The sequence below is a fragment of the Leifsonia aquatica genome (assembly GCF_014190775.1).
Taxonomy (GTDB): domain Bacteria; phylum Actinomycetota; class Actinomycetes; order Actinomycetales; family Microbacteriaceae; genus Leifsonia; species Leifsonia aquatica.
Genome location: NZ_JACHVP010000001.1, coordinates 836,352 through 857,848, shown reverse-complemented (window position 1 = coordinate 857,848; position 21,497 = coordinate 836,352). Strand labels below are relative to the sequence as shown.

The 21,497-nt window shown below is 72.4% G+C and carries 23 protein-coding genes and 1 tRNA gene; 14 read left to right on the top strand and 10 right to left on the bottom strand.

Translation table 11 applies throughout. From position 1 onward, the window contains the following. The first annotated feature begins 11 nt into the window (after window positions 1–11). A complete protein-coding gene (locus FHX33_RS04070; protein WP_021764268.1) occupies window positions 12–521 on the top strand; it encodes a MarR family winged helix-turn-helix transcriptional regulator in 510 nt (169 codons plus the stop codon). 373 nt (window positions 522–894) lie between these two features. On the opposite strand, the gene FHX33_RS04065 is transcribed toward FHX33_RS04070, so the two are convergent. Then, on the bottom strand, window positions 895–2,799 hold the full coding sequence (locus FHX33_RS04065) for an FAD/NAD(P)-binding protein (protein WP_183428189.1): 1,905 nt from the start codon (window positions 2,797–2,799) through the stop codon (window positions 895–897). A gap of 156 nt (window positions 2,800–2,955) precedes the next feature. On the opposite strand from FHX33_RS04065, the gene FHX33_RS04060 reads away from it, so the two are divergent. The 5 genes from FHX33_RS04060 (at window position 2,956) to FHX33_RS04040 (ending at window position 6,674) form a co-directional block, all read left to right on the top strand. Further along, a complete protein-coding gene (locus FHX33_RS04060; protein WP_021765359.1) occupies window positions 2,956–3,477 on the top strand; it encodes a GNAT family N-acetyltransferase in 522 nt (173 codons plus the stop codon). Beyond that, window positions 3,474–4,475, top strand: coding sequence for an amino acid ABC transporter permease (locus FHX33_RS04055; protein WP_183428188.1), 1,002 nt, complete (start codon window positions 3,474–3,476; stop codon window positions 4,473–4,475). The genes FHX33_RS04060 and FHX33_RS04055 overlap by 4 nt, the downstream gene beginning before the upstream one ends. Then, on the top strand, window positions 4,472–5,230 hold the full coding sequence (locus FHX33_RS04050; RefSeq protein ID WP_021763934.1) for an amino acid ABC transporter ATP-binding protein: 759 nt from the start codon (window positions 4,472–4,474) through the stop codon (window positions 5,228–5,230). Before FHX33_RS04055 ends, FHX33_RS04050 begins: the two co-directional genes overlap by 4 nt. 40 nt (window positions 5,231–5,270) lie before the next feature. After that, window positions 5,271–6,290 (top strand): transporter substrate-binding domain-containing protein, encoded by a 1,020-nt coding sequence (locus tag FHX33_RS04045; protein WP_021763933.1) that lies wholly within the window; start codon window positions 5,271–5,273, stop codon window positions 6,288–6,290. Between the two features lie 102 nt (window positions 6,291–6,392). Beyond that, window positions 6,393–6,674 (top strand): hypothetical protein, encoded by a 282-nt coding sequence (locus FHX33_RS04040; RefSeq protein WP_021763931.1) that lies wholly within the window; start codon window positions 6,393–6,395, stop codon window positions 6,672–6,674. A gap of 220 nt (window positions 6,675–6,894) precedes the next feature. On the opposite strand, the gene sufU is transcribed toward FHX33_RS04040, so the two are convergent. Together sufU and FHX33_RS04030 are read right to left on the bottom strand one after the other, a co-directional pair. Continuing rightward, window positions 6,895–7,338, bottom strand: coding sequence for a Fe-S cluster assembly sulfur transfer protein SufU (sufU, locus tag FHX33_RS04035; protein ID WP_021763930.1), 444 nt, complete (start codon window positions 7,336–7,338; stop codon window positions 6,895–6,897). Then, on the bottom strand, window positions 7,335–8,612 hold the full coding sequence (locus tag FHX33_RS04030; protein WP_039922929.1) for a SufS family cysteine desulfurase: 1,278 nt from the start codon (window positions 8,610–8,612) through the stop codon (window positions 7,335–7,337). Before FHX33_RS04030 ends, sufU begins: the two co-directional genes overlap by 4 nt. Before the next feature lie 138 nt (window positions 8,613–8,750). Between FHX33_RS04030 and FHX33_RS04025 the strand changes: the two genes are divergently transcribed. After that, window positions 8,751–9,584 carry a DUF1684 domain-containing protein gene (locus tag FHX33_RS04025; RefSeq protein WP_021763928.1) on the top strand — a complete coding sequence of 278 codons (834 nt, stop codon included), beginning with the start codon at window positions 8,751–8,753 and terminating at the stop codon, window positions 9,582–9,584. Here the strand turns inward: FHX33_RS04025 and FHX33_RS22260 are convergent. Both FHX33_RS22260 and FHX33_RS04015 read right to left on the bottom strand, forming a co-directional pair. Then, the gene (locus FHX33_RS22260; RefSeq protein ID WP_420870865.1) at window positions 9,470–10,333 is read right to left on the bottom strand and encodes a hypothetical protein; all 864 of its coding nucleotides are present in this window, start codon (window positions 10,331–10,333) and stop codon (window positions 9,470–9,472) included. The two genes, FHX33_RS04025 and FHX33_RS22260, sit on opposite strands and share 115 nt — an antisense overlap. A 46-nt stretch (window positions 10,334–10,379) precedes the next feature. Further along, complete coding sequence (locus FHX33_RS04015) at window positions 10,380–10,889, bottom strand: hypothetical protein (RefSeq protein WP_183428453.1); 510 nt, start codon at window positions 10,887–10,889, stop codon at window positions 10,380–10,382. Here FHX33_RS04015 and FHX33_RS04010 point away from each other — a divergent pair. From FHX33_RS04010 to FHX33_RS03990, 5 genes are read left to right on the top strand one after another with little or no spacing between them, the layout of a single operon-like run. After that, on the top strand, window positions 10,870–11,316 hold the full coding sequence (locus FHX33_RS04010; protein WP_420870864.1) for a hypothetical protein: 447 nt from the start codon (window positions 10,870–10,872) through the stop codon (window positions 11,314–11,316). The two genes, FHX33_RS04015 and FHX33_RS04010, sit on opposite strands and share 20 nt — an antisense overlap. After that, window positions 11,316–12,353, top strand: a complete 1,038-nt coding sequence (locus FHX33_RS04005) for a dihydrodipicolinate synthase family protein (protein ID WP_179702419.1) — start codon at window positions 11,316–11,318, stop codon at window positions 12,351–12,353. The genes FHX33_RS04010 and FHX33_RS04005 overlap by 1 nt, the downstream gene beginning before the upstream one ends. After that, complete coding sequence (locus tag FHX33_RS04000) at window positions 12,353–13,366, top strand: hydroxyacid dehydrogenase (RefSeq protein WP_183428187.1); 1,014 nt, start codon at window positions 12,353–12,355, stop codon at window positions 13,364–13,366. The genes FHX33_RS04005 and FHX33_RS04000 overlap by 1 nt, the downstream gene beginning before the upstream one ends. Continuing rightward, window positions 13,363–14,298 (top strand): Gfo/Idh/MocA family oxidoreductase, encoded by a 936-nt coding sequence (locus tag FHX33_RS03995; protein WP_021764007.1) that lies wholly within the window; start codon window positions 13,363–13,365, stop codon window positions 14,296–14,298. Before FHX33_RS04000 ends, FHX33_RS03995 begins: the two co-directional genes overlap by 4 nt. Beyond that, window positions 14,295–14,714: a GNAT family N-acetyltransferase gene (locus tag FHX33_RS03990; protein ID WP_021764008.1), complete on the top strand. Its 420-nt coding sequence runs from the start codon at window positions 14,295–14,297 to the stop codon at window positions 14,712–14,714. The genes FHX33_RS03995 and FHX33_RS03990 overlap by 4 nt, the downstream gene beginning before the upstream one ends. A gap of 25 nt (window positions 14,715–14,739) precedes the next feature. On the opposite strand, the gene FHX33_RS03985 is transcribed toward FHX33_RS03990, so the two are convergent. After that, on the bottom strand, window positions 14,740–15,597 hold the full coding sequence (locus tag FHX33_RS03985) for a siderophore-interacting protein (RefSeq protein WP_039922980.1): 858 nt from the start codon (window positions 15,595–15,597) through the stop codon (window positions 14,740–14,742). A gap of 58 nt (window positions 15,598–15,655) precedes the next feature. On the opposite strand from FHX33_RS03985, the gene FHX33_RS03980 reads away from it, so the two are divergent. Then, window positions 15,656–16,582 (top strand): Ppx/GppA family phosphatase, encoded by a 927-nt coding sequence (locus tag FHX33_RS03980; protein WP_039922975.1) that lies wholly within the window; start codon window positions 15,656–15,658, stop codon window positions 16,580–16,582. 173 nt (window positions 16,583–16,755) lie between these two features. Beyond that, window positions 16,756–17,031 (top strand): hypothetical protein, encoded by a 276-nt coding sequence (locus tag FHX33_RS03975; protein ID WP_039922977.1) that lies wholly within the window; start codon window positions 16,756–16,758, stop codon window positions 17,029–17,031. 11 nt (window positions 17,032–17,042) lie between these two features. Here the strand turns inward: FHX33_RS03975 and FHX33_RS03970 are convergent, their stop codons facing one another. The 4 genes from FHX33_RS03970 to FHX33_RS03955 all read right to left on the bottom strand — a co-directional run bounded on the left by FHX33_RS03970 (window position 17,043) and on the right by FHX33_RS03955 (window position 21,495). After that, on the bottom strand, window positions 17,043–17,729 hold the full coding sequence (locus tag FHX33_RS03970; RefSeq protein WP_021764012.1) for an SDR family oxidoreductase: 687 nt from the start codon (window positions 17,727–17,729) through the stop codon (window positions 17,043–17,045). 9 nt (window positions 17,730–17,738) lie between these two features. Then, window positions 17,739–20,270, bottom strand: coding sequence for a lysozyme (locus FHX33_RS03965; RefSeq protein ID WP_211235414.1), 2,532 nt, complete (start codon window positions 20,268–20,270; stop codon window positions 17,739–17,741). A 141-nt stretch (window positions 20,271–20,411) separates the two neighbouring features. After that, a tRNA-Gln gene (locus tag FHX33_RS03960) sits at window positions 20,412–20,483 on the bottom strand. Window positions 20,484–20,541: 58 nt separating this feature from the next. After that, window positions 20,542–21,495 carry an NAD(P)/FAD-dependent oxidoreductase gene (locus FHX33_RS03955; RefSeq protein ID WP_021764015.1) on the bottom strand — a complete coding sequence of 318 codons (954 nt, stop codon included), beginning with the start codon at window positions 21,493–21,495 and terminating at the stop codon, window positions 20,542–20,544. Between the last annotated feature and the right edge of the window lie 2 nt (window positions 21,496–21,497).

Genomic DNA, 21,497 nt, shown 5'->3' with positions numbered 1-21,497 from the left:
ATTGTGAAGGCATGGAGAAGTCGATCCCGGCACACCCCGATCACGTCGCGCGCATCCAGCAGGAATGGCGCCGCGAACGTCCCGACCTCGACGTGTCGCCGCAGGGTGTCATCGGCCGGTTGCATCGCGTGGCCGCCCGGCTGACCGAGGAGCTCGCCACCGTCTACGCCGAGCACGGCCTCGGAGAAGGTGATTTCGACGTGCTCGCCGCCCTCCGGCGCGCGGGCGAACCCTTCGAGCGCACGCCCGGAGAGCTCGCCGAGCACACCATGGTCACGACCGGAGGCATGACGAAGCGCCTCGACCGGCTGGAGCACGCCGGGCTCGTCGCCCGGCGCGCGGCAGACGGCGACGGGCGCGGGAGGGTCGTCGCGCTGACGCCGCTCGGCCGCACGACGATCGACGCCGCGTTCACGGCCCACATGGCGAACGAGAAGCGCCTCCTGGACGAGCTCGCGCCCGACGACGCCCGCGCGCTGGAGGGCATCCTGACCCGCTGGCTCGGGACGCTGGAGGGGTGAGCGGGCGCGGTGGTGCGGTGTACGCGCCGCCCGCCCGCCCGCCCGCGAAGGGTGAGTTGTTGCGGGTAAAGGGGGCCCGATACCCGCAACTACTCGCACCTCGCGAGACGCTGCGTGGGGGGGCTCCCGCGGGGTGTGGAGAGGCTCCCGCGAAGGGTGAGTAGTTGCGTGTAAACGGGGCCGAATACCCGCAACTACTCTCACCTCGCGAGACGCTGCGTGGGGGGGGGGGGGCTCCCGCGAAGGGTGAGTAGTTGCGGGTAAGGGGGGCCGAATACCCGCAACTACTCGCACCTCGCGAGGCGCGGGTGTGGAGAGGGTCCCGCGAGGGGTGACTAGTTGCGGGTGACGGGGGCCCAGCACCCGCGACTAGTCACGTCTCGCGAGATGCGGCGGCGGGTGCGGGAGTGCGCGCAGTCAGAGCGTCGAGCACCGCGCGCGCCACGCGGTCGTTCTCGCGGAAGGCCAAGGCGTTCGTGCCCGGGCGCGAGAAGGCGCCCGCGAAAGGCGCGGTCGTGAAGGGGCCGATCGCCCAGCGGGCGGGATGCGGCGAGCTGTCCGGGCGCAGCAGCCGGGAGTCCTCGGTCGAGACACGCACCTGGCCGTGGCGCACCGACCCGGCGCCCGAGGCGACGAGGTCGAGCAGCGCGGGTTCGTCGCTCGTCTCGGCGCTGGCGACCGGCAGCCAAGCGTCGATCAGGGCCGTGACCTCCGTCTCATCCGGAACGCTCGCGCTCCCGACCCGGAACATTCCGGCCTCCTCGTCAGCCGTCACCCGGATCCCGGCGCCGGCGAAGCGGACGATCCCGGCCTCCGACAGCGCGATGAGCTCCTCCAGCCGATGCCCGGGAGGTCCGGAGGCGACGTAGCTGAAGTACCCCGGCCACCACCCGACCACGTCGCGACGGCGCGACTCCTCGGTCCAGAGCTCACCCGCGAGGTGCGGGGCGATCGCGAAGAGCGCGTGCAGCAGGGCCGTGAAGAGTCCGAGGGTCGCGCTGTGGTCCGGGTGGGTGCGGTGGTGCAGATCGGTGCGGAGATGGGTGCGGACCCACTCCTGCACGGCCTCGGCGTCGTCGAACCGGGCGCCGTCGAGGGGCCGGTCGAACGCGTCCAGGTGCAGGGCGTCGTCGGGATGCCGCAGGGCACGCGCGACCAGCGCGCGGTAGCCGCCACCCTCCGGTCCGACGCGATCGAGCTCGGCGACGAACGTGGACCACGGGAGGCGGACCCGCTCGGGATGACCGGTGAACAACTCGCGGTAGTAGCCGTGCACGAGCTCCCGGGCGATCAGCGGCCAGACGTCGTCGCGGAAGTCGAGCCGCTCCGGCGAGGCGGCCAGCGCCGCCACGGCCTCCGGCGTCAGATGGCGGAGCGCGGGAGGCTCGCCGACCAGCTGCGACGAGATCTTCGACCGGTACGGGACGCCGCGGCGCGAGCCGATCAGGAGGTGCGGCTCCAGGCCGCTCGAGACGTAGCGCAGGCCGGCGCCGGCGTCGCGCACGAAGAGGCCTCCCCGCCCCTCCGTCAGCAGCACGATCAGATCCACCGCGGCCAGGCCGAAGCCGCGCACCGCGACAGTGCGGCCGGCTCCGAACGCGTCAAGGTCAGCGTCGGCGGTGAAGGCGGGGGCGAGGTAGTCGAGGCGGTGCCGGGCGGCGAACGCCTCGAACTCCGCCGACTCCCCCACCGGCTCGCTTCCCGCGTGGCCCAGCGCGTAGACGACCGCGTCGACGGTCAGGCCGGCGCCGCTCGCGAGATGGACTGTCTGCGGACCCTCCACACCCTCCACCGCGCGCACGCGGTCGCGATGGAGGACGACGGTCACGCCGGTGTCGAGAGCGGCGACGGCCCGGCGGAGGAACCAGTCCAGGTAGTGGCTCTGCAGCCGCCGCGTCGGGAAGTCCCCGCGCCGCAGACCGCGCAGTTCGGCCGCCACGAGCGGGTCCTCGATCTGGGCATCGTCGAGGGATCCGGCCCGCACGGCCTCCACCCACTCCAGCAGCGACGGCCCTGGTCGCACCGGTCCCTCGATCGTGCACGAGTCGTCGGTGAACATCGTGACGTCCTCGACCATCGAGTTGAGCTTGAGGAGGGGCGACTGGTCGCGCCGCCAGATGCGACCGGCTCCGTGCGGGAACGGGTCGATCAGGTGCACGGTCACCGCGGGCCGATCGTCGCGCACCGACCGCGCGGCGGCGAAGCGCTCCAGCCAGCCCGCGGCGCGCGGACCGGCTCCGACGAGGGCGACGGAGGCGGGCGGGGCGGTGGACGGCATCCGAGCAGCGTCGCCCGCCGACAGCCTGCTGCCAAGCCTCCGTTTCGCCGTGTGACGCCCGCGTCGCAAACCGTAACGGGAGCTCCCGCCCGCTTGACGGCCGCCCGTACGGTCGTCGGCAACCGTTCCGCTCCCCATCCGATTGGAGGCCCGTCGATGACCACATCCCCCGTCATCGCCGACGAGTTCCGGTACGTCGACGCCACCGACGAACTGGCCCGACCGCTGCTCGCCGAGCTCGAACTCGAGTACGACACCCGGTACGGCGACTTCTTCGGCGAGCGCGCCTCGACCGAGCTGAGCCGCTACCCCGCCGAGGAGTTCGCGGCGCCGCACGGCGCCTTCGTCGTGCTGCTCCGTGACGGGACGCCCATCGCGGGCGGCGCGTTCAAGCGCTACGACGAGAGCACCGCCGAGCTCAAGCGCATCTGGACGAGCTCGGCCCATCGCCGCGAGGGTCTCGGGCGCCGGGTCGTCGCCGAGCTGGAGTCCGAGGCCGTGCGCCGCGGCTACACCCGGGTGTATCTCACCACCGGGCCGCGCCAGCCGGAGGCGAAGGGCCTGTACCTCGCCGCGGGGTACACCCCGCTGTACGACCCGGCGCTGACCGCCGAGGAGGTCGGCATCCACCCGTTCGAGAAGACGCTGTCGGCGCGCTCCGCAGGCGGCCGACGATGAGCGCGACCACGACGGCCGCGCCGGCGACGGCGGACGCCGCAGTCACCGCCCCGGGATCGACGCTCTCCGGACGCGCGCCCCTCCCCGACTCCGCCGCCCTGCGCCGCCTGGCCGACCGTCCGGTCCTCGCCCTCCGCCACCCCGGCCGGTGGCTGGGCGCCGCCCTGGTGCTGCTGCTGCTGGTGAACGCCGGGCAGTCGCTCTTCACCAACCCGTCGTGGGAGTGGGCGAAGGTCGGAAAATGGCTGTTCAGCCCCGCGATCCTGACGGGACTCCAGCTCACCCTCACCGCCACCGCGATCAGCGCCGTCGTAAGCTTCGTCGGCGGTGTCGTCATCGCGCTGGGCCGCCTGTCGCCCAACCCGGTGCTCAACACGGTCAGTTGGCTGTACGTCTGGCTGTTCCGCTCGGTGCCGCTGATCCTCGTGCTGATCTTCCTGTACAACCTGGGCAGCCTCTACCCGTCGATCGGGATCGGGATCCCGTTCGGCCCCCAACTCACGGTGCCGACGGTGACGGTGCTCTCCGATCTGACGCTCGGCGTGATCGGCCTGAGCCTGAGCGAGATCGCGTACGCCTCCGAGGTCGTCCGCGCCGGCGTGCTCGCCGTGGACCCGGGCCAGCAGGAGGCCGCGAAGGCCCTCGGCCTCTCCCGCGGCCGGCAGTTCCGCCGGGTCATCCTCCCCCAGGCGCTGCGGTCGATCGTTCCCGCGTACGTCAACCAGATCATCGGCCTCCTGAAGGCCAGCTCCCTGCTCTTCTACGTCTCGCTGCTCGACCTGTTCGGCGTCGTCCAGAGCATCGGCAGCACGAACCCCGGCGACATCATCCCGCTGCTGGTCGTCGCCACCATCTGGTACCTGGTCCTGACCAGCGTCGTCTCGACCATCCAGTACTACATCGAGCGCTACTACGCCCGCGGATCGGTGCGCGCCCTGCCGCCGACCCCCCTGCAGCGCGTGCGCACCTGGGCACGCGGGATCGGACCGACGATATGAGCGCCGGCATCGAGATCGCCAACGCGACCAAGGCCTTCGGAGATCATCCCGTGCTGCGCGGGATCGACCTCACGATCGAGGCGGGCACGGTCACGGTCGTGCTCGGCCCGTCCGGCTCGGGCAAGTCCACGCTGCTGCGCGCCATCAACCACCTGGAGCCGCTCGACGAAGGCTATGTGGTCGTGGGCGGCGAGCTGATCGGCGTGCACGTGCACCGCGGCCGGCTGAAGGAGCTCAGCGAGCGCCGCATCCTCGCCCAGCGTGCCCGGATCGGATTCGTCTTCCAGAGCTTCAACCTCTTCCCGCACCTGACGATCCTCGAGAACGTGACCGAGGCCCCGATCGCGCACGGCGTCGCACCGGCGGCCGCCCGGGAGCGGGCCCGCACCCTCCTGGCGCGTGTCGGCCTCGCCGAGAAGGAGGCGGCGTACCCCCGCCAGCTCTCCGGCGGCCAGCAGCAGCGCGTGGCGATCGCCCGGGCGCTCGCCCTGGAGCCCGAGGTGCTGCTCTTCGACGAACCGACCAGCGCGCTCGACCCCGAACTCGTCGGCGAAGTGCTCGCGGTCATCCGCTCGCTCGCCGGCAGCGGCGCCACCCTCGTGGTCGTCACGCACGAGATCGGCTTCGCCCGGGAGGTGGCCGACCGCGTCGTCTTCCTCGACGACGGCGTCGTGGTCGAGGAGGGCACCCCGGCCGACGTGCTCGACCACCCGCGCGAGAAGCGCACCAGAGAGTTCCTGAGCCGCGTGCTCTGAACACCACCCGCACACCGCCAACCGCACCCTGGAGAAACCCATGACACAGCACATCCCCCGGCGCCGCCGACGGACCATCGCGTCCGCCGCGCTCGTCGCCACCGCGCTCATCGCCTCCCTCGCGGCCTGCTCCGGACAGGCGTCGGCGAGCGGCACGAGCGACGGATCCGACAGCGTCACCGTCGGCGCCCACTCGAACGGCGTCGCCACCGAGACCACGGTCGAGCTGAAGCAGGTCGACAGCATCCGCGACACCCTGCCCGAGAGCGTGAAGAAGAGCGGCAAGCTGGTCGTCGGTCTCGGCGCGCTGCCCTCCGGCTTCCCGCCCATCACCTACATCGGCGACGACCAGAAGACGTACACCGGCACCGACCCCGACCTGGCGCGCCTCGTCGCGAAGGTGCTCGGCCTCCAGCCGGAGTTCAAGAACGCCACCTGGCAGAACCTTTTCGTCGGCATCGACAACGGGACCATCGACACCGGCTTCTCGAACATCACGGTGACCGAGGAGCGCAAGCAGAAGTACGACTTCGCCTCCTACCGCCAGGACATCCTCGCGTTCGCCGTGCTCAAGAAGAACACCTGGCAGTTCGACGGCGACTACGAGAACCTCGCCGGGCTGACGGTCGCGACCGACCGCGGCACCAACCAGGAGAAGATCCTGCTCGAGTGGCAGCAGAAGCTCCAGGCCGAGGGCAAGACGCTCGACGTCAAGTACTACCCGGACACCAATGCGGTGTACCTCGCGCTGAACTCGGTCAAGATCGACGCCTACTTCACGCCGAACCCCTCCGTCGCCTACCAGGAGACGCAGACCGCGAAGACCGCCAACCCCATCCGCACCGCCGGCACCTTCTCGGGCGCGGGCGAGACCGTGAAGGGCCTCATCGCCGCCACGTCGAAGAAGGGCAGCGGACTCGCCGAGCCGGTCGCGGCGGCGCTGAACTACGTCATCGAGCACGGTCAGTACGCGAAGGTCTTGAAGGCATACAACCTCGCGAACGAGTCCGTGCCGACCTCCGAGGTCAACCCCGCGGGGCTCCCGCTGAGCAACCAGTGACACCGCGCGGGCGGCCCGGTCGCCTCCTGCGGCCGGGCCGCCCGCAACAGGCCGTCATCTACCTGGCGACCGACCCCGCGAGGAGGGTAGAAACGAGCGATCATGTCGCGCATCTTCACGAGTAAATTCAACCCCGGCAAAGCCCGGTGGGAGCTGGTGGTCAGCCCCCGGGGCGACGTGTACGCCTTCCCGCTCACGCTGCCCATCGCCCAGCGCCAGGTCCTGGGCGGCCACAAGCGGTATCTGGTCGGCAAGGTCGAGCGCGGCAGCGCAGCGTGGACGGCGGCCGGCCCCTCCGGGCTCGTCTACGGCACGACCTTCCCGTCGCTGCCGTCGGCCCTGGAGGCGATCGCCGACGAGGTCGACCTGGCGCCGGTCCCGTAGCGCTCGCCCGACGCGGCGCGCGGAACGGAGGATGGATCGGCCCCGCGGGGCCGGTTCTCCTCCGTTCCCGGCGTTTCGGGTCCCTTCGCGACCCGATCTCCTCCCGTGGCCACGTCGTGGGCAACGGAGGAGTTTTCGCTCGACACGCCGGCCGCGGGCCGGTAACGGAGGGGATCCTGAGCCGTTGGGCCCGGATCTCCTCCGTCGGCGACCGAGCGGATCAGGCGGACTTGAGGAGGGCGTCCTCGAGGGCGACCCAGGGCAGCATGGCGCACTTGACGCGGGTGACGTACTTGGAGACGCCGGCCAGCGCGACCGCGTCGCCGAGCACCTCGTCGTCGCCCTCCAGGGCGCCCTTGGAGTGCATCAGCTCGCGGAACGCGGCGACCGCCTCCGCCAGCTGCGCGCGGTCGACATCGTGCACGAGGTCGCTCAGGAGGGACGCCGACGCGGTCGAGATCGAGCAGCCGTGACCCTCCCAGCTGATCGCTGTGATGCGGCCGTCGGCGGCGGGATGCACGCCGACGGTGACCTCGTCGCCGCAGGTCGGGTTGAGCTGGTGCGAGCTCGCGGCCGCGTCGTCGCGCAGGCCGTAGCCGTGCTTCTCGCGTGCGTGATCGAGGATCACCTGCTGGTAGAGGTTCTGCAGATCGCTGGAGGTCATGCGGCCACTCCGAAGAAGGCGCGGGCGTCGGCGACGGCGGCGACGGCCGCATCCACCTCGTCCGCGGTGTTGTACAGGTAGGTGCTGATGCGCGTGCTCGCGGTGGCGCCGAAGCGGCGGTGCACGGGCTGCGCGCAGTGGTGGCCGACGCGCACGGCGATGCCGCGGTCGTCGAGGAACTGGCCGACGTCGTGCGAGTGGATGCCCTCGACGACGAAGCTGGCGAGGCCGACCCGCGGCGTTCCCGCACCCGGGCCGAGTACGCGGACGCCGGGGATCTCGTCGAGCGCGGCGAGCATCCGCCCGCCCAGCGCCTCCTCGTGCTCGGCGATGGCGGCCATCCCGACCGCGTCGAGGTAGTCGACGGCCGCGGCGAGCGCGACCGCCTGCGAGACGCGCTGCGTGCCCGCCTCGAAGCGCTGCGGCGCCGGGAGGTACTCGGCGCCCTCGAGTGTGACGGTCGTGATCATGGAGCCGCCGGTGAGGAAGGGCGGGAGCGCGTTCAGGAGGTCGGCGCGGCCGTAGAGCGCGCCGACGCCGGTGGGGCCGAGCATCTTGTGGCCGGAGAAGACCGCGAAGTCGACGTCGAGCGCGGCGACGTCGACCGGCAGGTGCGGGACGGACTGGCAGGCGTCGAGCACGACCAGCGCGCCGTGCTCGTGCGCGAGCGCGACCAGCTCGGCGACGGGGGCGATCGCGCCCAGCACGTTGGAGACGTGGGCGAACGCCACGACCCGGGTGCGCGGGCCGATCAGCTCGGCGGCCTGGTCGAGGCGCAGGGTGCCGTCGTCGTGGAGGCCGATGATGCGGAGGGTCGCACCGGTGCGCGCGGCGAGCTCCTGCCACGGCACGAGGTTGGCGTGGTGCTCGGCCTCGGTGGCGACGATCTCGTCGCCGGGCCCGAGCCGGAAGCGCGCCGACTCCGCACCGCCGCGGCCGAGGGAGGCGTTCGACATCCCGTACGCGATGAGGTTCAGCCCTTCGGTGGCGTTGGAGGTCCACACCAGCTCGTCGGGGCGCGCTCCGACGAAGCGCGCGACGCGTTCGCGGGCCTCCTCGAACAGCTCGGTGGCCTCGCCAGCGACCGTGTGGGCGCCGCGATGCACCGCCGAGGTGTAGGTCTCGGCGAAGGCGCGTTCGGCGTCGAGCACCTGGCGGGGCTTCTGGGAGGTGGCCCCGGAGTCGAGGTAGACGAACGGGTGGCCGTTGACCTCGCGGGCGAGGATCGGGAAGTCCGCGCGCAGGCGGGCCGTGTCGAGGATGTCGGTGCGCATACGGTCCTCAACCATACAAGCGGCTCCTGCAATCCCGCCGTGCGTTCTGCAACCCGCGTGACCCCGGATGACGGGGGTTACGCCGCGTGTCGGCGACTCTTGCCCGCCCCCGGTGGGCCGCCGGTAGCGTCCTGCGGCATGAGCATCGCATCCGACATCGACACCACCGCCTTCGCGGCCGCGTGGCACGCCTGGCACGACGCGCACGAGGCCGCGCGCGCCGACGCCCACGGCTTCCTCGCCATCACCTCCCTCCGCTGGCTGACCGCGGAACCGGAGCGCTTCGACGACGTGCCCGGCGCGTGGTCGACGGGCGAGGACGGCCCGGTCGTGCAGCTCGCCGACGGCGAGCAGCTGATCGTCGACGGCGCCCTCGTCACCGGCCGGTACGCCTTCGGGCCGATCGCGGAGCGGGACCAGCGGATCGTCTCGTTCGGCGACGCGGTGGTGGAGGTCGCACGCCGCGGCGGGTCCGACATCGTCCGCCCGCGGCATCCCGACGCCCCCATCCGCTCCGCGTACGAGGGCACGCCGACCTACGCGCCCGACGAGCGGTGGGTGATCGCCGGCCGGTTCGAGCCGTTCGCCGAGCCCCACGACGTCACCGTCGGGTCGGTGGCGGAGGGCCTGGAGCACGTGTACGCCGCACCGGGCGAGGTCGTCTTCGAGCACGACGGCGCCGAGCACCGGCTGACGGCCTTCGACGGACGGACCCCAGGTGCCCTCCACGTCCTGTTCCTGGATGCGACGAGCGGCGTCACGACGTACGCCGCGAACCGCTCGCTCGCCGTCGCGGCTCCCGCGGCCGACGGCTCGGTCGTGCTCGACTTCACGCGCGCCGTCAACCTCCCGTGCGCTTACACCGATTTCGCCACCTGCCCGCTGCCGCCGGCCGGCAACCGCCTGCCGTTCGCCGTGACGGCCGGCGAGCGCATCCCCGTCGAGCGCGGCGGAGAACGGGGCCACGCATGACCGGCCTCGTGCTCGGCGTCGAACTCGACGGCGACGGCGCGCATCCCGCCGCCTGGCGTGCCGCGTCGCACGCTCCCGCTGATCTGCTCTCGGGGTCGGTCGTCGCAGGGCGGGCGCAGCTCGCCGAGCGCGCGGGGTTCGCCTTCGCGACGTTCGACGACGCCCCCATCGCGCCCGGCCACCCCGGCGGTCCGCAGGCGCGCCTGGACGCGGTGCTCCGCGCGGCCTACGCGGCGCCGCTGACCTCCGCGATCGGCCTCGTCCCGACGGTCCACGGCGTGTACGGCGAGCCCTTCCACGTCGGCACCCAGCTCGCCAGCCTCGACTACGCATCCCACGGGCGCGGCGGCTGGCTGGTCGCGGCCGACCCCGACGCCCGTGCCGCCGCCGTGTTCGGCCGTCCGTCCGTCTCCGCGTCCGTCGCGGTCGACCGCGCCGCCGACGCCGTGGAGGTGTCGCGCCGCCTCTGGCTGTCCTGGGAGGCGGACGCGGTCATCGCTGACGTGCCCACCGGTCGCTACCTCGACCGCGACCGCGTGCACCACATCGACTTCGCCGGGGACGACTACCGCGTGACGGGTCCGTCCATCGTGCCGCGGCCTCCGCAGGGCCTGCTGCCGGTCTTCGGGCCAGTCGGCCGGTCCCCAGTTCTTCGCCCGGATGCCCGTCGGCGGTGTGACGTCCCGGCGGGCGACGCCCACGGGGGCGTCGGTGCGCGGGACGGCGAGGCGTGCGCCCAGCTCGGTCATGCGTGCTCCGTTCGATCGATGGCGGGTGAGGCGGCGGCGATGCCGGTCACAGGTAGTCCCCGGTCCAGTGGAAGGCGCGGGGATGGTCGAGGGTCTCGCGCACCGTCGCGGCGTCGGCGTCGAGCGGGTGGAACATCCCGGTGTCGTCGGGAACCGGGACCGGGTCGGCGACGATCCGCGCGACGAGGTCGTCGTACGGCGCGCCGGTCGGGACCTCGATGGACACCGTCGCTGCTCCGGCGCGCACGAGCTCGTCGCGGATCACGTGCCCCAGGGCTGCGAGCGCGGCGCGGTCGCCCGCCGCCTCCAGCAGCGCCGGTTCGTCGCCGACCCGCGTGACCGCGTACGCCGCCGGGGTGCCGTCGGGCCCGTCGAGCAGGTGGATGCGGCAGCCGGCGTACCACGAGAGGGCGCGACGCCAGCCGAGCGCGTCGCGGACGGCGGTCAGCGGCCGGTCCGCGTCGCGGTCGTGCAGGGCGGCGATTCCGGGAGCGGCGAGCAGCTCCGAGTTCGGCGCCGTGACGCGCGGGACCCGGGTGTCGATCGTGCGCCTCAACTACGCCGTCGACCTGCGCTACGGCGTGCTCGCCGACATCGGGTCGACCGTGCTGTCGGGGGCGCCGGTCGATCTGACGACGGGCGCCGTGAACGTCGTGTGGCAGGGCTACGCGAACGAGGTCGTGCTGCGGTCGCTCGGGCACGCCAGCGACGCCGTCTTCACCGTCAACCTGACCGGTCCCGAGCTGCTGAGCGTGCGGGGCATCGCCGAGCGCTTCGGCGCGCTGTTCGACCGCGAGGTCTCCTTCGTGGGCGAGCCCGCGCCGTCGGCGCTGCTCAACAACGCCGGGCGCTGCTTCGAGCTGTTCGGCTACCCGACGGTCCCGGCCGGGACGCTGATCGAGTGGCAGGCCGGCTGGCTGCGGGAGGGGCTCCCCACCTCGGGGAAGCCGACCAAGTGGGCCGTCCGGGACGGGAAGTTCTGATGGGCGCGGAGCTCCTCGCCGAGGGACTCGTCGTCCCGGCGCATCCCCTCGCCCTCACGGCGGAACGCCGGCTCGACGAACGCCGCCAGCGCGCCCTGACCCGCTACTACCTGGCGGCGGGCGCGGGCGGGATCGCCATCGCGGTGCACACGACGCAGTTCGAGATCCATGAGCCGGACCGCGGACTCCTGGAGCCCGTGCTCGCGCTCACGGCCGACGTGCTGGACCGCGAGGCGGACCGGGACCTGGTGCGCATCGCCGGCGTCGTCGGACCCACCGCGCAGGCGGTCGCCGAGGCCGAGCTCGCCGCCCGGCTCGGCTACGACGCGGTGCTGCTGAGCCCGCGCCTGGCCGGGGCGACGGAGGACGCGCTGATCGAGCGCGCCCGTGCGGTCGGCGAGGTGCTGCCGGTGATCGGCTTCTACCTGCAGGAGGCGATCGGCGGCCCCGTGCTCTCGCGCGACTTCTGGCGGCGGTTCGCCGATCTGACCGCCGTGGTCGCCGTGAAGGCGGCGCCGTTCGACCGGTACCGCACCATCGAGCTCGTCCGCGGGGTGGGGGAGTCCGACCGCGCTTCCGACGTCGCGCTCTACACCGGCAACGACGACGCGATCGTCGCCGACCTCACTGCGGTGCACCGGGTGCAGACCGCGACCGGCACGCGGGAGCTGCGCTTCCGCGGCGGCCTGCTCGGCCAGTGGGCCGTGGGCACCCGCGCAGCCACCGGCGTGCTCGCCCTCGCGAAGCGGGCGCAGGCCGGCGACGCCGCCGCGGCCCTCGAGCTCGCGGACCTCGCCGCCGATCTGACCGACCTGAACGCGGCGGTCTTCGACCCCGCCAACGGGTTCGCCGGCGTGATCGCCGGAGTCCACGAGGTGCTGCGCCAGCAGGGGCTCCTGGAGGGGATCTGGTGCCTGGACCCGGAGGAGACGCTCTCGCCGGGGCAGGCGGCGGAGATCGAGCGGGTGCGCCTGGCCTACCCGCGGCTCAGCGACGACGCGTTCATCGCCGAGCACCGGGACGAGTGGCTGCGCTGATGGCCGCTCCCGTCGTGCTCGTCGCGGTGCCCGCCGCGCTGCGTCCGCAGTTCTTCGCCGACGGCGACGAGCGACGGCTCGCGGAGGCGGCGGAGCGGCTCGGGGGAGCGCTCGCCGTGACTGAGTCGCTCGGCGACGCGCTGACGCAGCTCGACCTCGCGGCCGTGCGCGTTCTCGTCGTCGCGTGGGGCGTCCCGCCGCTCGATGCGGACCTCCTGGACCGGTTGCCAATGCTGGCGGTCGTGGCGCACTGCGGCGCGAGCATCCGGCCGTTCGCGACCCCGGAGCTGTTCGCGCGCCGTGTGCTCGTCACGCAGGCGGGCGCGGCGATGGCGCGGTCGGTCGCCGAGGTGTCGCTTGCGTTCACGCTCGCGCTGCTCCACCGCCTCCCGCGCTTCGATCACGCGCTGCACGCCGGTGCCGAGTGGGAGGCGGCGGAGAGCGCGCCTGTGCAGCACGAACTGCTCGACGCCCCGATCGGAGTCGTGGGCGCCTCCCGCACCGGCCGCGCGTACCTGGGACTGCTGGGCGCGCTCGGCGCCCGCCCGCTGCTCGCGGACCCGACGATCGATGCCGGCGAGGCGCTGGCGCTCGGCGCAGAGCTGGTGACGCTCGACACGCTGCTCGCGAGCAGCCGCATCGTCGCGCTGCACGCCCCGAGCCTGCCCGAGACCGATCGGATGATCGGCGCGCGCGAGCTCGCCCTGATGCCCGACGGTGCGGGCCTCGTGAACACGGCGCGCTCGTGGCTGGTCGACGAGGATGCCCTGCTCGCCGAGCTGCGCAGCGGTCGCCTCGATGCCGCGATCGACGTCTTCGACGACGAGCCGCTGCCCGTCGACAGCCCCTTCCGCACGCTCCCGAACGCGCTGCTCGTGCCGCACAAGGCCGCCGGAACGCGGGAGGGGCGGCTGCGACAGGGCGCGACCGTCGTGGACGAGGTCGAGCGGTACGCCGCGGGCCGTCCGCTCGAGCACGCCGTCAGCGAGCAGGACCTGGAGCGGATGGCGTGAGCGGGCCGACGGTGGCGTTCGCGGGTGCGGCGCACTCCCATCCCTTCGCGGACGCGGCGAACCTGAGCGCCCGCGGCGCGACGGTGACCGGTATATGGGAGATGGACGATGCCGGGCGGCGCCGCGATTTCGCGACACGGTTCGGAGCGACCGAGCACGACACGCTCGAGCAGCTGCTCGCCGACCGTCCAGACCTCGTCGTCGCCACGCCCCGGACCCCCCGCGCCCCCGAGGTGCTGGCGGCCTGTACCGCGGCGGGGATCCCCGTCTTCTTCAACAAGACCGTCGCCGCCTCCGTGGGCGCGCTGACGACGTTCGACGCGGCAGCCGCGTCAGGAGCGCGCGTCGCGTCGTCGTCCGTGCTGCGCTTCGCACCGGCGGTCGTCGCCTTCGCCGCCGGCCTCGCCGGCAGCCGGGTGCGGGCGGTGGAGGTGATCGCGCAGCACGACATCGCAGGCTTCCTCGTGCCCGAGCGCGCCTGGCAGGACGATCCGGCCGGCGGCGGTGGCACCCTGCTCTCGATCGGCGTGCACGCTGTCGATCTCGTGGATGCGGTCCTCCCGGCCGGGGAGGCTGCGCCGCTTGCGGAGGCGACGCTGGTCGACGCCCACGCGACGGCCGGTGACCTCGTAACCCGGTCGGAGGTGGTCGCCGTCGTGCGAGCGGAGACGGCCGGCGGCATCCCCGTCACCGCGACCGTCAGCGGTGTGCCGGGTCCGGACCGGTACGCGGTGCGCGTCGTGGCCGACGACGGCCTGCACGAGCTGGCGCTCGGCGACGGCGACGACCTCGGCTACGCCGGTCTGGCCGATGCGCTGCTGGCCTTCGCGACGGGAGGGCCTTCGCCCGTTCCCTGGCACCGCACCTCCGCCGGCTACCGGCTGCTGCTCGCCGCTGCGGCGCGCACGCGCGGAACGGAGGACGTCGCATGACGGAGATCCGCGTCGCGACGGCCGCCGACGAGCCGGGAATCCTGGCGGTGTGGGACGAGGCCTTCGGCGAGCCCGGCATGGCCCCGCGTTGGTGCCTCGACCCGAACCGTCGCTCCTGGACCCTCGTCGCCGTCGACGGGGCCGACGTGCTCGGCGCGGTCTCCCTCGTCGACCAGCGGCGGCGCAGCGCGAACGGCCGGATCGCCCCCGTGCTCGGCCTCGCCAACGTCGGCGTCGCCGTGTGCGCCCGCGGGCGGGGGCTCGCTCGTGCCATGACCGACGCGTCCGTCGCGTTCGGGCGCCGTGCCGGCTACGACTGGTCCCTGCTCTTCACCGGGACGCCCGGTGTCTACGCTCCGAGCGTGTCGCACGCGAACGACGCCGACGCCGACCGCGCCGCCGACCCCGCCGTCTGACGCTCGCGGCCGGCGGAGTCCGCCGTCAGGCGAACAAGTCGCCGACCGGCAGCCGCTTCTCGGCCTGGAACGTGTCCTCGGCGCGACCCAGCGCCCAGTAGGCGGACAGGGAGAAGTCGTCGCGGGTGAGGCCCCAGCCCTGCAGCACGGCGCGGATGCCCTTCATCGCGGTCCGCTCGCCGTGGGCGAAGACCTTCACGGCTCCGGTCGGGCGCGGGAGAGCCTGGGCCGCCTCCACCAGCCGCTCCCCCGCCGCCGCGTCGTCGCGGTGCACCCAGCGCACCTCGATGCCCTCCGGGTGCACGAACGGCAGTCGATCCGTGGCGCCGCCGACCTCGATCAGCGCGAGGCCCCGGGCGTGCGCGGGCATCGCTTCAAGCGCGGCCGCGATCGCAGGGAGCGCGCTCTCATCGCCGATCAGCAGGTGCTCGACCGCCTCGTCGTCGCTCGGCGCGTACATCCCGCCCGGGCCCGAGAGCGCCAGGAGGTCGCCGGGCTGCGCGGAGGCCGCCCACGGTCCGGCGATCCCCTCGTCCCCGTGCACCACGAAGTCGATCGCCAGCGTCTTCTCCGCGGCGTCGAGCGCGCGGACCGTGTAGGTGCGGCGCACCGGCACATCCTCGGGCGCGAGCTCGGCCCGCAGCGCCTCCAGGTCGTACGGCGGACGCAGGCCGAGCCCGGGCTTGGCCATCAGCAGCTTGACGTACTTGTCCGTCTTCGCGAGCGTCACCGGATCCGCCTCCGCCACGAAGGCGTCGAACGCCGGGCCGCCGACCACCACGCGCACGAGGTGCGGCGTCAGCCGTTCGGTGCGCACCACCTCGAAGACGTGCTGGCTGCGCGCCGGGCGCGGAGGACGGGTGTCGGAGCGCGGAAGGGTCATGATTTCGATCGTATCGCGCATGTATTTCGGTATGCCGAGTGCCCACTACTGTCGAACCATGCGCCTCGGAGTCCTCGACGTCGGTTCGAACACCATCCACCTCCTCGTCGTCGACGCGCACCCCGGCGCGCGCCCGATCCCCGCCGCCACGCACAAGTCCGTGCTGCGTCTCATGCGCTACATCACCGCGGACGGAGCCATCAGCGACGAGGGCTGCGCCGCGATCCTCGACGCCATCGCAGCCGCCATGCGCGTCGCCGGGCAGGAGGGCATCGAGGAGCTCCTCCCCTTCGCCACCTCCGCCATCCGGGAGGCCGCCAACGGTCCCGAGCTGCTGGAACGCATCCGCACCGAGACCGGCGTCGACCTGCAGGTGCTCTCGGGCGAGGACGAGGCGCGCCTGACCTTCCTGGCCGTGCGCCGCTGGTCGGGCTGGTCGTCCGGCAGCATCCTCCTGCTCGACATCGGCGGCGGCTCGCTCGAGATCGCGTCCGGATCGGACGAGTACCCCGAGGTCGCCGTCTCCGTGCCGCTCGGCGCCGGCCGCAGCACGATCGGCTTCCTCCCCGACGACCCGCCCCGGGATGACCAGCTCGACGCACTCCGCGACCACGCACGCACGACCCTCGCCGCGGCCGTCGACCGGTTCTCCCGCCGCCGCTCGGACGAGCACGTCATCGGCACCTCCAAGACCATCCGCTCCCTCGCCCGCCTCGCCGGCTCCACCACCGCCGGCCCGGGCGGCACCGAGCGCACGGTGCTCCGCCGCACCGACCTGTCCGACTGGGTCCCGCGGCTGGCGAAGATGAACGCCGAGTCGCGCACCGCCCTGCCCGGCATCACCGCCGACCGCACCTTCCAGATCGTCGCGGGCGGCGTCGTCCTCCGCGAGACCATGCGCGCGTTCGGAGTGGACGAGCTGGAGGTCGTGCCCTGGGCCCTCCGCGAGGGCGTCATCCTCCGCTACCTCGACCACCTCGACTAGCCCCCTCCGCCGAGGTTCACGTCGTTGCGGTCAAAACCCGCGGAATGAACGCCACGACGTGAACCTCGACCGCCGGGATGAGGGTGCACCGGGCGCGCATCGTCTCCCGGTACGACACGAGTCGGCACCCGCGGCCGATCCGCGGCAGCCGCCCGGTCCGTAGCGTTGACGACATGACCACCACAACTGCTCCCACCCCGATCGGCACCGGACGCGGAACCGCGAGCCTCGTGCTCGGAGTCTGCTCCCTGCTGGTCGGCTGGACCTTCTTCGCTCCCGTGATCGGCCTCGTCCTGGGCGTCTCGTCCCGGGGACGCGAGCCCTATGCCCGCGGCCGCGCCGGCTGGGGCATCGCCCTCAACCTGCTCGCCATGGGCGTCTGGATCCTGCTGGCGATCGTCGTGATCGCGCTCGGCGGCTTCGCCGCTGTCCAGAGCCTGATCAACTGACGCCGGATCGCTCAGCGGCGGTGCATCGGCCGCACGCTGAGCGACTCCACCGTCCCCGACGGCGGCAGGTCGACGGCCGTCCGCACGGTCGCGGCCACCATCTCCGGCGTGATCGTGAACGTCGTGTCGTACGCGTGCCCTTCGCGGGCGACCAGCGCCCGCTGCATGTCCGTGTCGACGCGGCCCGGGTGGATGCTGCTGACGCGCACCCCGTGCGGTCGCTCCTCCTCGCGCAGCGCGTCCGTCAGGGCGCGCGCGGCGAACTTCGACGCCGCGTACGGACCTCCGCCCGGTCCGCTCACCAGACCCGATCCGCTGTTGATGACCACGACCAGTCCCTCCGCCGCACGCAGGGCGGGCAGCGCGAGCCGACTGAGCTCCGCCACGGCGAACACGTTCACCTCGAACAGGCGCCGCCAGGTCTCCAAGTCGGTGTCCCCCACCGTCCCGCCGTCCTCGAGTCCAGCCGAGTGGACGAGCACGTCGAGACGTTCCGGCAGGGGCGGCAGCTCCCCAGCGGCCAGGTCGCCGACGAACGGTTCCGCCGACGGCAGCTGCGCCACCACCGCATCCACAGCCTCCGCATCCCGACCGCCGACGAGCACGTGGTGCGTGCGCCCGAGGTCGAGGGCGATGGCCTTGCCGATGCCGCGCGAGGCGCCGGTGACGAGTGCGAGGGGGCGGGAGGTCGACGTCATCCTTCGAGCCTAGGCGGCCGGCCCGGTCGTGATGCTCGCGGCGAACGACGCGACCACGTCGATGTACGGCTTCCCCGCTGCCAGCTGGTTGAAGCGCGCCATCGAGGAGATCGGGTGCTTCTGGCCGCCGTTGAGGTAGAAGATCGAGCCATCGGGCGTGCGGATGAACGCCGTCGCGTCGATCCCCTTCGTGAGCAGAGCGCACGTGAACGTGTCGAGCTCCACGTAGGTGAAGGGGTACTGGGCCAGCAGTGCGGAGCTCACCGCATGGATGCTTCCACCGGCGGAGACATACTTCTGGCTTCCGCAGATCACACCGAAGCCGAGGAGCGTCTTCGACGTCGGGTAGCCGTTCAGCCGGTCGTCGGTGGTGAACGTGAACTGGGTGAACCCGGCCTGCGTCGGCGGATCGAAGCTCGAGAACGGGATCTTGTTGGTCACGCCGTTCACGAGGTAGACCGTGGCATTGCTGGCGTTGCGCACCATCGTCCCGGCCTGGAGGGCGACGGGCCCCTTCGGCAGGGTGGCGATCAGCGCCTGCGGCACCACGGTGATCGTGGGCGTCGCGCCCGCCGACAGCGCGACGAGCGAATCCCACGAACTGATCGGCCGGATGTCGTCCGGCATCACCAGGTAGACCGTCCCGCTCGCCGTCGACATCACCGCGGCGCCGGCTGCGATCGCGGGCTTCGCGGGCGACCCCGTCAGCAGCGACGAGGGGACGGTCAGCGGCTGGAATGCGGCTCCGCCGACGCCTGCCGGCCACGCGTGCAGCCCGTCGGAGGCCACGACCTGGATCGTGGAGCTTCCGCTGGCCTTCACGGCGCCGGTGTACGGTGCGCCTGCCGGGAGCTGCGCGATGCTCTCGGTCGCCAGCGAGCCGACCGCCTTGCTCGCCAGGCCGATCGTGGTGGCGGCGTTGGCATCGATGGCCGACGCCTTCCCGCCGGTCAGCAGGACGCCCTCGCTGGTTCCGCTGCGCTTCACGTAGACGTCGTCGCGGACGAGGGGTTTCCCGGCCGGCATCGTCGTGAGCGCTGTCGCCGACAGCGTGTTGAAGGAGCCCGTGACCCCGGCCTGCTGCTGGGAGACGGCGTCGAGGACCTCATGGCGCTGGCCGCCCTGGACGTAGAACAGCGGGCCGCCCTTGGAGTTCATGAGCGGGGTGACAGCGGGTCCGGTGGCGAAGCGGGCTGCTTGCGGACTCGTCAGCTGCACGTATCCGCTGGCGTCGCAGGTCCCGCCGTAGTCGGCGACCAGTCCGCACGACCCGAACGGCAGCTTGATGCCGGAGTCGTAGAAGTAGATCGTGCCCTGGGGATCGCGGATGACCCGTCCCGCGACCTGCTTCGTCGCGAATTGATCGAGGTAGCTCTGCGCCACGAAGGCGACCTGCCCCAGCGGCGCGAGCGCCCCGAGTGTCACTCCATTGCTGATCGGGTACTTGTTGGTGCCTGCTATCAGGTAGACGGTTGCGTTGTTCACCGTGCGGGCCAGGCTGGTGCCGAGGCCGTACATCTGGAGGTCGGTGAGCGATCCGTTGAAGACGTCCGAGTCCCCCGGGAAGGGTCCCGTGCTCGAGTACTGCCAGAGGGTGTACGCCGACCACCCTGCCGGCAGCGTGCCCGCGCCGTCAGCGATGTTGTTGGGGTAGCGCGCGATGAAGAGGGGGTGCGCCGAGAACGCGGAGGAGTTACCGGTGCACTGGATCCACCAGTTGGTGGTGGAGTAGATCGCCGGGAGCTTGCCCGTGCGGGCGACGATGGTGTTCGAGAAGTCCTGGATCCACGAGACCATCGCGGCCTGGCTCAGCCCGTAGCAGGTGGCGCCGTAGGGGTTGTACTCGATGTCGAGCAGCGGCGGCATCGTGCGGCCGTCCTGCGTACCCTGTCCGCCGTGGTTCAGGAACCACGTCGCCTGCGCGGCACCGCTCGATGTGTTGGGTGTCGCGAAGTGGTACGCGCCGTGCAGCAGCCCGGCGTTGTACGAGTCGTTGTACTGCTCGGTGAACTGGCTGCTGACGTAGTCGGTGGCCTCTGTCGCCTTCACGTACGTGAAGCGGGCTCCGCTGGCGTAGACGCTCGCCCACGTCGACGCGTTCATGACCTGCCAGCCGCTGACATCCAGCCCGGGGACGCCCGGCGGCGTCGCTGCCGCCTGGACCGCGAAGCTGCGGGCCTTCGACAGCGGCTGCGGCTCGTTGGCCGCGATCGTCGACCCCATGCTGTGGTTGCGCGCTTCGTTCTGGACCGTGAGCGACGGATCCTCGGCCAGCCCGTCGGCCGACGACGCGCCGGGCTCCTGCGCGACCGGAGCCTGCGGATCCGGAGCAGGAGTGGTGCTCGGGTCCGGCGTCGCCGTCGGTGCCGGCGTCGCCGTCGGTGCCGGTGTCGCGGTCGGATCCGGCGTCGCGCTCGCGGACGCTGTCGGCGACGTGTCGGTCGGGGACGCCGCGATCGACGGTGCGGCCGCGGTCAGGACACCCGCGATCATCGCGAGACCGGTGGCGCCGACGACGGCCAGCCGAGTGAAGGAAGGCATGAGCTGATCCCCTTTAGTAGCCGTTTGATGGGCAGACTAATACGTCTACATGCATTCTGCAGTGTCGACGCGCTGATTTCGAAGGGGGCACCTGTCACTCCGGACAGCAAAAAAGCCCCGGATGAACCGGAGCTTGATTTGCTGGGGTACCTGGACTCGAACCAAGAACAACGGTACCAGAAACCGCCGTGTTGCCAATTACACCATACCCCAAGGGCTTCGGGCCTAGACCCGGGCACGAGAAACAACTCTAGCCTACGCGCGCGACGAACTACAAAACGGCGCGCTCGTCGACCTGCATGCCGATCAGATCGCGGTTCACCGCCGAGGCGACGACCGCCCCGGAGCCCGCCGCGACGATGAGCTGCTGCGGCCCGGGAGCCGTCGTCTCCCCCGCTGCGTACACGCCCGGCAGGGACGTGCGGCCCTGCCGATCGGTCACGAGGTAGCCGTCCCCGTCGCGGTCGAGGTCGAGACCGTTCACGAAGGCGAGGGCCGGCGCCCACGCGGGCCGCACGAAGCCTCCCGCACGCTCGACGACGGTCCCGTCGGTCAGGCGCACGCCGGTCATGACCCCTTTGTCGCCCACCAGATCGTCGATCGGGCGCCGCTCGACCCCGACTCCCAGGCTGGCCAGGGCGCGCTCCTCGTCGGCGCTCACGGGCGCGACCCCGTTGGTGAAGACGACGAGGTCGTCGGTCCACTGCGTGAGGAGCAGGGCGCGCTCGGCGAGGTCCGCGGACTCGCCGATGAGCGCGAGCGGCTCGTCGGCCTTCTCGAAGCCGTCGCACTCGACGCAGCTGTGCAGCTGGGTGCCGTAGTAGGCGCGGATGCTCGGGATCGCCGGCATGGTCTCGGTGACGCCGGTGGCGAGCACGAGCGTGTCGGCGAGCACGTCGACGTCCGCTCCCCCGCGCACACCGCGGGCGCGGACGCGGAAGCCGGTGCCCTCCACCTCCACCGAGCCGACCTGCGCGAAGACGACCTGCGCGTTGTCGTACGCGTCGACCTCCTCACGGCCGAGGCGGCGCAGCTCCAGCGGCGGCACGCCGTCCCTGGTCAGGAACCCGCGCGCGATGAGCGTCGCCGCGTGCCGCGGCCGGTTGCCGTCGACGACGAGCACCCGGCGCCGGGCGCGAGCCAGGTTGAGGGCGGTCGACAGGCCGGCGGGTCCCCCGCCGACGACGACGACCTCGACGGAGTCGGGCACGCTCTGGTCCGGCACCG

What these genes read in the sequence shown, in the direction of transcription:
- FHX33_RS04030 (WP_039922929.1), bottom strand. Translation starts at nt 8,612, where the DNA reads ATGCGCACCGACATCCTCGACACGGCCCGCCTGCGCGCGGACTTCCCG.
- FHX33_RS04050 (WP_021763934.1), top strand. Translation starts at nt 4,472, where the DNA reads ATGAGCGCCGGCATCGAGATCGCCAACGCGACCAAGGCCTTCGGAGAT.
- FHX33_RS03970 (WP_021764012.1), bottom strand. Translation starts at nt 17,729, where the DNA reads ATGACGTCGACCTCCCGCCCCCTCGCACTCGTCACCGGCGCCTCGCGC.
- FHX33_RS04025 (WP_021763928.1), top strand. Translation starts at nt 8,751, where the DNA reads ATGAGCATCGCATCCGACATCGACACCACCGCCTTCGCGGCCGCGTGG.
- FHX33_RS04040 (WP_021763931.1), top strand. Translation starts at nt 6,393, where the DNA reads ATGTCGCGCATCTTCACGAGTAAATTCAACCCCGGCAAAGCCCGGTGG.
- FHX33_RS04065 (WP_183428189.1), bottom strand. Translation starts at nt 2,799, where the DNA reads ATGCCGTCCACCGCCCCGCCCGCCTCCGTCGCCCTCGTCGGAGCCGGT.
- FHX33_RS04005 (WP_179702419.1), top strand. Translation starts at nt 11,316, where the DNA reads ATGGGCGCGGAGCTCCTCGCCGAGGGACTCGTCGTCCCGGCGCATCCC.
- FHX33_RS03990 (WP_021764008.1), top strand. Translation starts at nt 14,295, where the DNA reads ATGACGGAGATCCGCGTCGCGACGGCCGCCGACGAGCCGGGAATCCTG.
- FHX33_RS04000 (WP_183428187.1), top strand. Translation starts at nt 12,353, where the DNA reads ATGGCCGCTCCCGTCGTGCTCGTCGCGGTGCCCGCCGCGCTGCGTCCG.
- sufU (WP_021763930.1), bottom strand. Translation starts at nt 7,338, where the DNA reads ATGACCTCCAGCGATCTGCAGAACCTCTACCAGCAGGTGATCCTCGAT.
- FHX33_RS22260 (WP_420870865.1), bottom strand. Translation starts at nt 10,333, where the DNA reads ATGACCGAGCTGGGCGCACGCCTCGCCGTCCCGCGCACCGACGCCCCC.
- FHX33_RS03975 (WP_039922977.1), top strand. Translation starts at nt 16,756, where the DNA reads ATGACCACCACAACTGCTCCCACCCCGATCGGCACCGGACGCGGAACC.
- FHX33_RS04045 (WP_021763933.1), top strand. Translation starts at nt 5,271, where the DNA reads ATGACACAGCACATCCCCCGGCGCCGCCGACGGACCATCGCGTCCGCC.
- FHX33_RS04060 (WP_021765359.1), top strand. Translation starts at nt 2,956, where the DNA reads ATGACCACATCCCCCGTCATCGCCGACGAGTTCCGGTACGTCGACGCC.
- FHX33_RS04070 (WP_021764268.1), top strand. Translation starts at nt 12, where the DNA reads ATGGAGAAGTCGATCCCGGCACACCCCGATCACGTCGCGCGCATCCAG.
- FHX33_RS03985 (WP_039922980.1), bottom strand. Translation starts at nt 15,597, where the DNA reads ATGACCCTTCCGCGCTCCGACACCCGTCCTCCGCGCCCGGCGCGCAGC.
- FHX33_RS03980 (WP_039922975.1), top strand. Translation starts at nt 15,656, where the DNA reads ATGCGCCTCGGAGTCCTCGACGTCGGTTCGAACACCATCCACCTCCTC.
- FHX33_RS04055 (WP_183428188.1), top strand. Translation starts at nt 3,474, where the DNA reads ATGAGCGCGACCACGACGGCCGCGCCGGCGACGGCGGACGCCGCAGTC.
- FHX33_RS03965 (WP_211235414.1), bottom strand. Translation starts at nt 20,270, where the DNA reads ATGCCTTCCTTCACTCGGCTGGCCGTCGTCGGCGCCACCGGTCTCGCG.